The organism is bacterium, assembly GCA_035945995.1.
In the GTDB taxonomy this organism is placed as follows: Bacteria; Sysuimicrobiota; Sysuimicrobiia; order Sysuimicrobiales; family Segetimicrobiaceae; genus DASSJF01.
On record DASYZR010000096.1, the window covers coordinates 1 to 12,374 of the forward strand.

General features: G+C 64.9%; 13 protein-coding genes and 1 pseudogene. All 14 read right to left on the minus strand.

From position 1 onward, the window contains the following. A partial coding sequence (locus VGZ23_09930; GenBank protein ID HEV2357912.1) for a hypothetical protein occupies nucleotides 1-254 on the minus strand: 254 nt, incomplete at its 3' end. Nucleotides 255-570: 316 nt separating this feature from the next. After that, a complete protein-coding gene (locus VGZ23_09935; protein HEV2357913.1) occupies nucleotides 571-1,053 on the minus strand; it encodes a MaoC family dehydratase in 483 nt (160 codons plus the stop codon). After that, nucleotides 1,050-2,243, minus strand: coding sequence for a S53 family peptidase (locus tag VGZ23_09940; protein HEV2357914.1), 1,194 nt, complete (start codon nucleotides 2,241-2,243; stop codon nucleotides 1,050-1,052). Before VGZ23_09940 ends, VGZ23_09935 begins: the two co-directional genes overlap by 4 nt. A gap of 22 nt (nucleotides 2,244-2,265) precedes the next feature. Beyond that, nucleotides 2,266-2,769 carry a hypothetical protein gene (locus tag VGZ23_09945; protein ID HEV2357915.1) on the minus strand — a complete coding sequence of 168 codons (504 nt, stop codon included), beginning with the start codon at nucleotides 2,767-2,769 and terminating at the stop codon, nucleotides 2,266-2,268. 663 nt (nucleotides 2,770-3,432) lie between these two features. Further along, nucleotides 3,433-4,014: a methyltransferase domain-containing protein gene (locus VGZ23_09950; protein ID HEV2357916.1), complete on the minus strand. Its 582-nt coding sequence runs from the start codon at nucleotides 4,012-4,014 to the stop codon at nucleotides 3,433-3,435. Nucleotides 4,015-4,068: 54 nt separating this feature from the next. Continuing rightward, nucleotides 4,069-4,334 (minus strand): annotated as a pseudogene (locus VGZ23_09955) (5-methyltetrahydropteroyltriglutamate--homocysteine methyltransferase). Between the two features lie 600 nt (nucleotides 4,335-4,934). Beyond that, nucleotides 4,935-6,089: a mandelate racemase/muconate lactonizing enzyme family protein gene (locus tag VGZ23_09960; GenBank protein HEV2357917.1), complete on the minus strand. Its 1,155-nt coding sequence runs from the start codon at nucleotides 6,087-6,089 to the stop codon at nucleotides 4,935-4,937. Nucleotides 6,090-6,254: 165 nt separating this feature from the next. Next, nucleotides 6,255-6,497, minus strand: a complete 243-nt coding sequence (locus tag VGZ23_09965) for a hypothetical protein (protein HEV2357918.1) — start codon at nucleotides 6,495-6,497, stop codon at nucleotides 6,255-6,257. A 130-nt stretch (nucleotides 6,498-6,627) separates the two neighbouring features. After that, nucleotides 6,628-8,139, minus strand: coding sequence for an altronate dehydratase family protein (locus VGZ23_09970; protein HEV2357919.1), 1,512 nt, complete (start codon nucleotides 8,137-8,139; stop codon nucleotides 6,628-6,630). Nucleotides 8,140-8,192: 53 nt separating this feature from the next. Beyond that, the gene (locus tag VGZ23_09975) at nucleotides 8,193-9,089 is read right to left on the minus strand and encodes a carbohydrate ABC transporter permease (GenBank protein HEV2357920.1); all 897 of its coding nucleotides are present in this window, start codon (nucleotides 9,087-9,089) and stop codon (nucleotides 8,193-8,195) included. Next, the gene (locus VGZ23_09980; GenBank protein HEV2357921.1) at nucleotides 9,086-9,973 is read right to left on the minus strand and encodes a sugar ABC transporter permease; all 888 of its coding nucleotides are present in this window, start codon (nucleotides 9,971-9,973) and stop codon (nucleotides 9,086-9,088) included. Before VGZ23_09980 ends, VGZ23_09975 begins: the two co-directional genes overlap by 4 nt. 62 nt (nucleotides 9,974-10,035) lie before the next feature. Further along, on the minus strand, nucleotides 10,036-11,310 hold the full coding sequence (locus VGZ23_09985) for a sugar ABC transporter substrate-binding protein (GenBank protein HEV2357922.1): 1,275 nt from the start codon (nucleotides 11,308-11,310) through the stop codon (nucleotides 10,036-10,038). Between the two features lie 187 nt (nucleotides 11,311-11,497). Further along, a complete protein-coding gene (locus VGZ23_09990; protein HEV2357923.1) occupies nucleotides 11,498-12,163 on the minus strand; it encodes an SDR family NAD(P)-dependent oxidoreductase in 666 nt (221 codons plus the stop codon). Next, the gene (locus tag VGZ23_09995; protein HEV2357924.1) at nucleotides 12,109-12,366 is read right to left on the minus strand and encodes an SDR family NAD(P)-dependent oxidoreductase; all 258 of its coding nucleotides are present in this window, start codon (nucleotides 12,364-12,366) and stop codon (nucleotides 12,109-12,111) included. The genes VGZ23_09990 and VGZ23_09995 overlap by 55 nt, the downstream gene beginning before the upstream one ends. Nucleotides 12,367-12,374: the final 8 nt, after the last annotated feature.

A 12,374-nucleotide genomic window follows, 5' to 3' on the forward strand; every position in this document is an offset into this window, starting at 1 on the left:
CCCGCCCAGTACACTTGAATGTCCGCGGCGGGAAGTCCCGCCGCCACGGCGCGGTCGTTCAGCAGATGCGCGGGGTCGGACAGCCGCACGTCGGCGACAGGCGCGAGGATCTGCTCCACCATCTTGAGCGGGAAGTCATACCCTTCGGCGATCTCCGCCGTGGTCCGGCCCTTGCGGGCCGCGGCGCGAATTCGCGTGGTTCGCTCCCGCACTTCGAGCGCGGCCGCGTTGAGGGGACGCCTCCGGATGTCCACGGGGCGCCCTAGGTCCCTTGATGGGTCAGCGGGGCGTGGTCCTGCTCCTGAGGGATCGGGGCGTTCGGTTCGGGTGGAACGTCCGGCTGCGGCGCCGGACTGCCTGCGCGGACCTGCCTGCGTGCCAACTTCGCGTCGCGTTTTGCTTTCTGTTTCAGTTCGCGGGCTCGTTTCGCAGCATTGTAGTTTGGACGCTTCAAATATCACGCTCCCTACGCCGACTAAGTACCTCCCAGTATACCACTCCGGCAGGCACCTCCGGCGATGACACAGCGTCACGATCGCGAAGGAACAAGAAGCAGGCGCCCCTTCCGCCCTATCGGCCCCCGTTTCTGCACCGCAATATGTTGAGGGCCTGGAGACTCATCACGACATCTCCGCGCTGGTTCACGATCTCCACCCGCGAACGCACCACGCCTCGATCAGGCTTCGACCGGGAGCGACGGGCTTCCATGATCGACACTCGAACGCGCAACGAATCGCCTGGTCGCACCGGCCGTGTCCAACGAAGCTCATCCACGCCGGGAGAGCCGAGGCTGGCGACCTTGGACAGATAGTGATCGGCGACGAGCCGCATCATCACGCTCGCAGTGTGCCATCCGCTCGCGATCAGTCCGCCAAACGGCCCTTCCGCCGCGGCGTCCGCGTCGACGTGGAACGGCTGTGGATCAAACCGCTCCGCAAACTCGATCATGTCCTCCTCGGTCACGGTTATCGCTCCGTACTCGAGCACCGACCCCGGCACGTAATCCTCAAAGTAGCGTCTGTCGACGGGGACCGGAAGGTCTGTGGCGGTCAATGTGTGTTCAAATACGGCACGATGTTGTTGGCGAGGGGACTACCGAGGCCGGTGACAAAATCATAACCGGTTCTTGCGGTACATGTTGCGCACGATCCGTTGCTGCCGCTTGTGATGTCACGGTAGTTCGATCCGTACACGGCCGACGCCGCCGCGTGATACACGGGGGAGCTGCCCGTGCTGTTGCTCGACAGCGCCGCGCGACCCTGGTCGGCCAGTGCGAAGAGGGCAGACCACTGGGGCGCACCGGCGCTGGTGCCGCCGACGCTGAACCAGCCCTTTTGGCCCTGGTAGTTCGTCGAGTCGTATACCGAGACTCCCGTGCCGGGATCGGCGTCATACGACACGTCGGGGATGCCGCGCTTGCTTCCGCTGGCCGGAATGGGGTAGCCGGACTGATAGCCCGGCTCCGTCTCGTACGCGCTGATGCCGCCTCCGGAACCGCTCCAGGCGGTTTCTGAGCCGGTAAGATTGCCCGTAGCGTCGAGCGGCAAGGTCGTGCCACCCACGCCGACGACGTACGGAGACGCGGCCGGCCAGATGACGCCGGTGCCGGCGTCGCCGGAGGAGGCCACAAACGTCACGCCGCTGTGATTGAAGTGAGAGTCGCTCCCCGATTCGGTCGAGAATTCAGAGCCTCCCCAGCTCATGGACACGATCCTGGCTCCGTAGGTCACTGCGACATCGACGGCGGTCAGGAGGCTGGACACCCGGCCGTTCGCGGCTTCGACGAGGACAATGTCCGCGCCGGGAGCAATCGCGTGCGACCATTCAACATCGAGCGACATCTCGAGGGCCCAGCCGCCATCGGTGCGCGCCTTCCCCTGGGCAAAGACCTTTTGAAAACATGGGTGCGGACCGGCGCTCACCGTGCAGGGATCGGCGGCGGACAGACCATGCATCGGCTTCAGATTGAATTGGCTGATGAATTTCTGGAGATCGCCGGCGATCGCGGGATCGTCGTAGGCGTCGACAATCCCGACAACCACGGAGCTGCCATCCACGTTGAGGCGATCGAAGCCGTAGGCGTGGCGAATCTGACTCGGTGCGTACGCGGTCGGTGCGACGGTCGCATTGCCCCGGACGTGGATCGGGGGCCTCGCCTCCAGGGTGTCGGGCGGACCTGCGGGAGCAGACACGGCGGGCGCCGCCATCAGCATTGCCGCAAGCAGTGGAACCAAACGCTTCATCGGATCCACCTCGGATCGTGTGTCAAGGTCGTGCCGGACCCACCACGACCGGCACACGGATTGGTTTCGGGTTGGCTTCCGTACTGACCTCGACGGCATACGTGCCGCGTCTCGCCGGATTCCGGAGCCCGGCTCCCTTGGATAGCACAATCTCCAGCGGAAGTTCGGCTCCGCAGAGCATAGACCAGATGCGGCCGGGCGCCGGAGCGATCTGGAGGATATCATCCTTCCGGGTCACCGTGGCCGGCCCGTCGGCAAATGAAACCGCGGCAGAGGGGACTGACGGCGGCAGTATGAATGGCGGGAGGAAGCGGATGGTCACGTAACCGCCGACTTTGTAGCCGCCGCAATACGGAGTGAGCATGCGTACGGTCCACTGGACCCGTGAGGCCGCCGCCGTATCCGGTGCCAGCATCACCGACGTGCTCGCGGACCCGTTCGCCTGCAGCAGAGCTGGACTAAGCGTCACCAAGCCCGCCAGCAACGCGGCGATCCGGGCAAATCCAGTCCGGCGCTGCACCAGCACGCACCCCATTGCTTACGCCCCAATTAGAATTACCCAATCTGTGAGGAACCCAGTGAGCTCTTATCCATGCAGGGCTTTCTCGACAGCCTCGTGGTTGCGCGAGATGGCGAACAGGAGCACACGCGCGGCGTCCGATGGCTCGCGTCGATGCTGCTCCCAATCCTCAATAGTCCGCTGCGACAGCATATAACGTTGCGCAAACTCTACCTGTGAGAGGCCAAGCCGCTCACGCAGTGCGCGGACATCGGTGCGCGGCGGAACATACCGCGGCGCACCGAGCCCATTCTCGTGTTGGGGAGCGGGCGGGCGGCCGCAGGAGGGGCAGATGTTTTCACCGGTCAGGAACTCAGCACATAGTCGCCGTTGATGTGCCATTGGGCCGCCACCGCACCACCTCCTCGTACCGCGTCAGCCGGAGGTCCCTTGTAGCGTTCCTCTCTCTCACTCACGGGGCTTTTCCATTCGGAAGTGCGTCGTGTAGATCGGACTGCATGATGGATCGATGCGCTCGAACAGCCATGCGAGGAAGTCCTCGGAGAACAGCGGGTACAGGCGCAGCCGCTCTCTGCTAAGCGGCGTCCGGTCTCCGACTATCTCTACGTTCGCAAAGCCGGCCTTGCGTCCGGTCTCCAAAAGCGCTTGCTCCGCAAGCGCACCGGCCAGTCAGCCGGCGTAGGCAGCCTCGCTCTCGAGCACCTCCGTAGGCAGCGTTCCATCGATCACCGAGTCGGAGAAGACGAGGCGCCCTCCCGGTCGCAGCACGCGGAAGATTTCACGGAATAACTTCCCTTTCGACGTGACGAGATTGATCACGCCGTTGCTGATGACAACGTCCACGAAGGCGTCCGGCAGCGGAATCGCCTCCATCCGCCCCTCGATGAACTCAACGTTGGCCACCCCGCCCAGCGCGGCGTGCGCGCGCGCCCTCTCGAGCATCGCGGGGGTCATGTCGAGTCCGATCGCCCTCCCGGCGGAACCGACGAGTCGGGCCGCGTAGATGGAGTCGATACCGCCGCCGCTGCCCAAATCGAGCACCACCTCTCCGGGCCTGAGGGCAGCGTAACGAATTGGGTTCCCCAATCCAAGCGCCATCTCGGCCGCCGGCACCGGGACCGTCGCCAATTCCTCCGGTGTGTAGAGACTGGCGGCGACGCCGGTGTCTTTGGGAACGACGGCGCCGTATGTCTCGCGGACGATCCGGGCCGCGTCCTCGTCGGACCAGCGTAACTCCCGCTCCTGTGACATACACCCTCCTTCTCGTGCTCGTCGGCCACCGGTTCATGCAGGTGTGCGCGATATATGGCCGTCGGAAAAGCGAATCACGACGCCGTCCGCTGCGAGTGTCTCGAGTCCATGGATCGGGTAGGTCGCAAAACTGGGTTTCGTCTGTTCTCCGTCGGTAATAACCCCGTCGCCTCGAAGCGTTCGATGGTGTCCCGGGTCGCGCGATCGTACAGTGCGTCCAATTCCCCGCGCGAAATGTGACCAGCATCGAACTCCCGGATCCCGTCAAGGAGTTCTTGCGGCCGGGGAACGCTGCCAATGGGCTCGGTGGGCAACGGCATGTGAGTCGCTCCTCTCGCGGAATGCAGCGCAGTGCGTTGGTCCGCCTCTTCGATGGGCCTCTCCTGCCTCCTGTGAGGCCGCGCGCCATGGCGGTGATGCCTGCGAGGGTCCCTGCCTATCGGTGCCCTCCGGGCCAGGTCAACAGCGGGATATTTACCACCACGCCGGTATCTTTGGTCGCCAGCTCGCCCTTGCTTTCCGCGTCCTTGACCTCTGCCACGGACCGCAGGATCCGAGGACGTGTCCCCTCCTTCCACGTGACCAGCAAGATTCGCCGTAGCGGACTATAACCGGCGTTCCGGGAGCATTGTCGAAGACGTCGTGCCGACACTTCAAGGGCCGGTCATCTTTGACGCCGTTCGCAAAGACATAGACCTGCGCCAGCATCGCCTGCGGCGCCTGGACTGGAGCGGGAAGTCGTCAACGCCAGCTGACTATGAACAGTCGCAAGACTGGGGACGGGTTCAAAGGCGCCGATCTTTGACTATGGGACCTCCGCCAAACTTATCATTTGCGGCTATGATTCTCGTGAAAGCTGGGTGCCCAAAGGAGGCTCCAACTTGCAACAACCGTTTGGGCTTTCCGTCCGAGCGGCGGCATCACGGTGGGGGCGGAAACGTGTCTGCTGCCATCAGTCCGCGTTGAATGAGCTTCGGGTCCTGGAGAGGACGCACCGGTTGATAGGGATGCTTGGCCGCGAAAGCGCGGTCGAGCGCGATCCCGAGGCCCGGCGCGGTCGGGATCGTCATATGCCCCCTCGTAACGACGAACTCCGCCTGCACAAGGTCCGCGTACCACTCCACCTCGGCAAACTGGTACTCAAGTGTGACGAGAGCGTCGAGCGCCGCCGCGGCTTGTAGCGTAGCGGCCGTCGCGACAGGACCGCTCGGATTGTGCGGAGCCACCGAGACGCCAAAGGCGTCGGCAAGTGCGCCGATCTTGAGCAGCCCCTGAATCCCTCCCACGAACTTGATATCAGGCATCAGGACGTCAGCGCATCCGGCCATGAGCAGGCCGGTGTAGTCGCGCGGGCGGGTCTTGAGTTCCCCGCACGCGATGCGCAGGCCGGTGCGGGTCTTGACCTCGAGAGTGTCGGCTGGGTGCACCTCGGGGACAGGACACTCGTACCAGAAGAGTCCGAGCGGCGCCAAGCGCGTGCCCACGTCGATGGCCGTTGGCACGTCGAAGCGCCAGTGACAGTCCACCATGAGCGCCACCCGGTCGGGCAGCGCGGCACGAATGGCTTCGACTCGCCGCACGCCCATATCCAACGCGCTCCGCTCGGGCTTCCACGGCAGGTACTCGTCGAAGGGCGCACACTTAACAGCCAAATATCCGGCCGCTACAGCCGCGGCAGCGCGCGCGGCGAACCCGTCGGGCGAACGGTCACGCGTGCCGCGATTGATGTTCGCGTATACGGGCACAATTGAACGGCGGCTCCCGAGAAGAGCGTGCACAGGCATCCCGCAGGCTTTGCCACGTAGGTCCCACGCGGCTTGCTCTAACCCGGAGACGGCCACGACCTGGACCATATCGGCAGAGCCGCCCCATCCCGATGCGTCGATGCGAAACGGATCTTGCCCCGCGAGCGCACGCCCGAGCGTCTCCAGAGCGGCCACGACGGCCGGCTCATTACCGACCAGAGTGGCCTCTCCCACGCCCGAGAGGCCGTCGTCGGTATCGAGACGCACAAAGACCCAGTTCGTGTGTGGTGTTGCGTTAACAACGATCGGTTCTACGCGGGTGATACGCATGGCCTGACTTTGTATGCGCGCTCCTGTCAGAACGAATGGGCTCCCAGGGCCTCGATATGCCGGCGGGCTGCCGTCAGTAAGTCGCCGCTCCGACGGCCCGTAACCTGGGACTCTGCTACCCATGGGCCGAGCCGGTCGTGCGTCATCACCATTGCTGAAACCCGATCAGGCTGCACTACGCCTTCTCAGATCATCAACCTCCACAGAAATGGGCACTCCAGAGGCATCCGGTCGCCGGACAGGCCCATCCTCCAAGGCGAAGAAACCGTCCGGAAGAACCTCAACCAGAATCTTGCTATGAGCAGGGGCCCGAAACTGCTTCGCGATGACCGCTCTGAGCGCGGGGGCGTGCCTGTGGCCTGCCTCGACCTCGCTCACTCCGAAGACGCCGGCATCTGTCTTGATCACGACCACGCTCCTGGGCATTAGGACGGAGCACACGGGCCCCATGCGAATCACCAGCATCTGGACTGCTGAATTACATCGGCCCTGGGGCGTGACGTTCTCAAATCCGCGGCTCCTCGATACCGTCACGGGTTCACACAGACGGATTCAAGCGGCTAATTGCGATTTCCAGATCGCCGAGAATCTCAGCACGCGTGAGCTTCCCCGAGGCGACCTCCAGCGTCAGGCTGAACGCCCGCTCAGCGCTTGTTGCCAATGAGTCCGTCCCCATGATGACGCCGCTCACGTCCAGATCGATGTGATCACGCATTCTCTGCGCCGTCCGAGGGTTGCCCGTGATTTTGACGGTAGGTGCAAAAGGGTTCCCGACGGGGTTGCACGTCCCCGTGCCGAAGAGGATAAGATGCGCGCCTCCCGCGGCGAGGGCGGTCATGTTCTCCACCGCGGGGCTGGGAGCGTCCATCACGACCAACCCAGTGTGGCCGGGACTCGCGCCGTGGTCGACAACCTCGCAGATCGTTGAGCTCCCGGCTTTCTGAATCGCTCCCATGGCCTTTTCCTCTATCGTAGAGAGACCGGCGGCGATGTTGACGGGGCCGGGGTTGACGCCCAGGAGATCCACCCCCAAGCTCTTAGCTAACCCGTACCGCCTCGCGATGATCTCCGACAACTGACGCGCCACTTCCTCATTGGCGCAACGTTGTGCCAAGAGATGCTCAGCCCCCAACATCTCCGTCGGTTCGCTGATGATCACCGTCCCTCCCAACCGCACAAGCCGGTCGGCCACCAGCCCGATGACCGGATTGGCGGTGATTCCGGATGTATTGTCGGAGGCACCGCATTCCAGGCCCACAATGAGTTCGGCGCGCAGCGGTTCGCGGGTCTGACGCGCCGCCTCTCGCACCATGCGTGCAGCCAGCCCAGCACCTTGTTCGGCCGCGGCGACCGTCCCGCCGGCCCGCTGGACGTCGACGACCTCAACCAGCCGTCCGGCGGCGGCCACGGCTTCGGCCAGCGGAGCAGCGGAGGCTCCCTCCAGGCCGACCAGGACAGCGCCCGCCACGTTCGGGTGTGTGGCCAGCCCGAGCCAAACCCTCTGGCGCAGGATGTGGTCAGGGCCGAACTGCGCCAATCCGAACCACGATCCCACGGCAACGGCTTCGGGGACCGTTGCGCCGATGCGCCGCACAACCGAGGTACTGTTGTCCTGAAGGGCGAGGACGACCACTAGGTTGCGGATCCCTGTGGTCCCGTCACGGCGCCGGTACCCGGAGAACGTCACTCCGGAGCCGACTGCGGTTGCCGGCTCCACCTTCCGATCGTGAGGCTTGGGCACCTGGAAGGTGACCGAGGAGCGTGTGGCCGCCTCGCCCTCGGCCTTGTATCGGCTTGCCACGTTGTGGGTGTGGACGTGTCGACCGGGCGGAATGTCGGACGTGGCGACCCCGATCACTTCACCGTACCTGCGTACCGGCTCTCCCGTGCGAATTGGACGGATCGACACCTTGTGCCCGAATGGCACGACCTCCGCGGCGCGAAGGCCGCGAAGTGGGTTCCCGTCGACGCTCAGGGGTTCGCCGGACGCGACATCTTCGAGGGCGATCCCGACGTCGTCACGGGGATCGATTACCAGCAGACGGCCCACGGTCTCCCTCTTAGCCTGGGACTTGGCGCCGCGACATTGCCAGCGGGCGCGACCTATTCCTTGAGCGCGCCGGCCGTAAGGCCGGAGACGAGATGTTTCTGTACGAGGAGGAAGAAGATCACGGTCGGCAGCGTCGCCGCCGAGGACGCGGCCATGACGCGGCCCCACTCCGTCGTGTACTCGCCGAAGAACGAGGCGAGGCCGACCTGGACCGTCCGGAGTTCGCTGTGCGTCATCAGCGTCAGCGCAAAAACGAACTCGCTCCAGGCCTGGGCGAACGCGTACGTGGCGGTGCCCGCGATGCCGGGGGCCGCGACCGGGACGATGACCCGCCAGATGATCTTCCACGTCGAGCATCCGTCGATCGCCGCGGCGTCGTCTAGTTCGCGCGGGATCGAGGCGAGGTACCCCAGCAGCATGAAGACGCAGAAGGGAGTGGTGATAGCGACGTATGCGATGATGAGCCCCGTGTAGGTGTTGACGAGGTGGAGCCGCCAAAAGAGCACGTACACCGGCGTGACGAGAATGATCCAGGGGAACATTTGGGTGAAAGCGACAAACCCCAGCAGGCTCTCATTGCCGCGGAAATTGAATCGCGAGAAGCCGTACGCCGCCAGAACGGCCAACACCATCGAGCCGCCCACGGCAGCCGTCGAGACGACGATGCTGTTGAGGAAGTAGCGCGGGAACCCCGCACCGACCAGACCCGCGTAGTGTTCGAACGTGAAGCCGCCGATGAGGCGGAACGTGCCGGAGAAAAGATCACGCTCCGGGGTGATGCTGCTTAGCAGCATCCACACCCACGGGAACACGAACCAGGCCAAGACGCACAGCGTCGTCCCGACCACCGCGAGATCCTGCAGCCGGCGCACGGTCTTCGCGCGCTTGCCGGGCGCACCCCGGTGGGCGCTCCACCCGTGGACGAACGACGTTCGAGGCGGTCCGCTCACGACGTTACCAGGCTTCGGCGGAAGACCACACGGAAGTACACGAGCGCGAACAGCACGAGGATGCCGGTCATGGCCATCCCCAGCGCCGCGCTGTACCCCAACCGATAATTGGTAAATGCCTCGAGGTAGACCTGCGTGCCAAGCACGGTGGTGAAGTAGCCCGGTCCACCGCGGGTGCTCAGCCACACGTAGACGAAGTTATTGAACGTCCAGATCGTCGACAGCAGGCCCACCACGCCGACAATCGGCGCGAGGAGAGGCAGGGTGATGTACTTGAACGCCGCGAGATCGTTGGCGCCGTCGACACGGGCCGCGTCGTAGTACTCACGGGAGATCGACTGCAGCCCCGCGAGGAACGACAGCACCACGAAGGGCACCTCGCGCCAGACGATGATCGTGTCCACGGCAAGCCAGACGGTGGACGTCATGGCGAAGAACGCGATCGGGGAAGAGATCAAGCCCAGCGCCACCAGGACCTGATTCACGATCCCGTATTGCTGCTCGAGCATCCACTTCCACGTCGCCACCGCGACCACGGGGGGCGTGGCCCAGGGGATCAGCATCAAAGCGCGGGCGATGCCGCGGAGGCGCCAGCGCTGGAGCGCCGCGCTGTTGAGCAGAAGCGCGATTACCATACCGAGGACGAGCCGCGCTACGACCGTGACCAGCGTAAGCCACAAGACCGTGTTCGTGAGCGCGAGTCGAGCGTGGGCATCCCGCGTGAGGGCGTCGTAGTTGGCCAGCCCGACGAAACGGCCACCGCGCGCCAGGCTCGCCAAGTCAAGGTCGAAGAATCCCAGGCGCAGATTGTAGAGCGACGGAACGATGAAGAAGAACGCAAGCACGGCAAGCGCCGGAGCGATGAGCCCGGTCGCCTGCCGCACGCGCGTCTTCGCGCGCCCGCCTGACCGGGGATGCGGCGAGGCCGGTGTTGTACGTCCGCGCACTACCGCCGGCCCAGGAGCTGTCGAATCGCCGCGATGAGGTCCCGGGCGGCCGCGTCGGGATCCTTTTGGCCAGAGAACGCCGCGTCGTACTCCCGGTCGACCGCGTCCCACACCGCCGGCCAGGGCGCCGGTGAGAGCGTGTCAGCGTAGAAGGTGCGCGCGATCGGCAACATCTCCGCGTAGCCCTTGAACTGCGGCGGAAGCTTCACCTCGCTGAGCAGAGCTTTTTGGGCCGGCATCTGCTCGGTGTAGTAGAGTCGGAAGACGCGCGCGGATGTCAGGTACTTCATGAATTCCCAGGCCTCACGAGAATACTTGGTGTGCGCAGAGATGGCGAGCGTCCTGCCGCCCAGGTGCGAGATCCGCCGCACCATACCGCGCGGAATAGGCGCGGAGGCAAGCGGCAGGTTTGGGTCGGCCTTGAGCACGGCCTGCAATGTAGCCGGCGGCCACAGGGTGACGGCGAAGTTGCCGGACTGCATGCCGCGGACGATCGTGGGATCCGCCCACGAACTGATGGCGATGAGGGACCGCGGCGATGCTCCCTGGTCGAAGAACTGTTTGAAGTAGCGGATCGAATCGGCCAGCGCCTTCTGGTCGATCCCCACGTCCCACGTGCCGGGCTGGGGGTTCCTCTTGAGCCAGTCGTAGCCGTTGCTCCAGATGAAGTAGGTGGCCGGGAAGACCATGGCGCCTCCGGGAGCCGCACCCGCCCCCCAAACGAATCCGAATCGCCCGCGTTCTTTGCTCAGGGCCACCGCCACTTTCTGAAAGTCCTGCCACGTGTCTGGAAACGTCTTGATGCCGGCGTTACGGAGAACGTCCGTCCGGTACACCATTGCGAACGTGTCGGCGGTCCAGGGAAGCGCGTCAATGGCGTTTCCCGCGCGAGCATAATCCAGCGCGAGGAAGTCGTTGAGCCCGTGGGGCGGCGGGTCTTGCTTGAGGAACCCCGAGAGGTCCATCAGCATGCCCGCTTTGGCGAAGTCCGGCGTCCATACGAAGGCGAGCTGTGCAACGTCAGGCGCGCCTCCAACTTGGGACTCCCGGATGAACTGATCGCGCGCATCGCTCCACGGCACCGTCTCGAAGCGCACCTGAACGCTCGGGTGCTCGTGGTTCCACACCGTGATCGCCGCGAGCAGACCAGCGGCTTCGAGCGGCGTATCGTTCTGTCGGAAGACGAGCGTCACCGCGCCCTGCCCCACCGCCGCCCGGCCGACCGAGACGATGAGGAGAAACGCGAGCATGCAGCCCAGCATTCGCTTCGTCATCTCAACCGCCCCCTTCGCGTGCGGTATCCGCGAGAGTACCATTTGACTGCCTAGATAACCCTGCCGTCCGGATAGCGCCGAAGCACCTCCGGATCATGTCCCGGAAGCACCACGCCATCCCGGGCGCGCACCCACTCCAGGGCGCGGAACGCCTCGCCAAGATTGGTGATCAACCCCGGCGGGGTCATCATCTCAATGCTGCGGTAAAGGTAGGCTGCTGCATCACGATCCGGGCCTTCGAAAAGAGTGGCAACCCCGAACAGTGATCGAGATGCAGGTGGGTGAGAATCACAGTGTCAACGTCGTCGGGCCGAACGCCGCGGGCCGCGAGCTGGTCGGGGAGTGATTCTCGAGTCTCTTGCAGGGGCATTTTGTCCCGCGGCCGGTGCGCATTCATGCGGGCCAGGTCGAGGAATCCCGTGTCAACGACGATCGTATGGCCGCCGCCGCGCACGAGCCAGACATCGGCCAGCAGGTGGCGGTTGAAGTCGGTCTCGATCGTCCCCGGCGAAATCGCATTGACCCGGATCCCGTGCGGCGCCAACTCGACGGCCATGCCGCGGGTGAGCATGAGCACGCCCCCCTTGGCAGCGCAGTAGTGCACCTGCTCCCTGGTGACGACCAGGCTCCCGACCGACGCGACGTTGATGATGTTGCCGCCGTGGCCGCGGCGAACCATCTCGCGCGCGACCCACTGGCCCGTGACGAAATATGCGCGCAGGTCGACGCGGTGCACACCGTCCCAATCGTCGAGGGTGATATCGAGGAAGGGCTTACGCGTGATCGCGGCCGCCGTGTTCACGAGAATGTCGATAGGACCGAGGGTCGCGCTGACCTGCTCGAGTCCGGCGATCGCTTGCTCGGCGGTCCCGAGGTCAACGGGGCGCCCGCGGCGCGCCGGCCCGTGGTTTTCACGAGGGCGAGGGTCTCGGCCGCGGGGCGGATGTCAAGCACCGCCACGTCTGCCCCCTCCCGCGCGAACGCGAGGGCGATCGCGCGCCCGATGCCGTTCCCGGCCGACCCCGTCACCGCGGCGATCTTGCCTGCTAACCGCATCCGTGCAT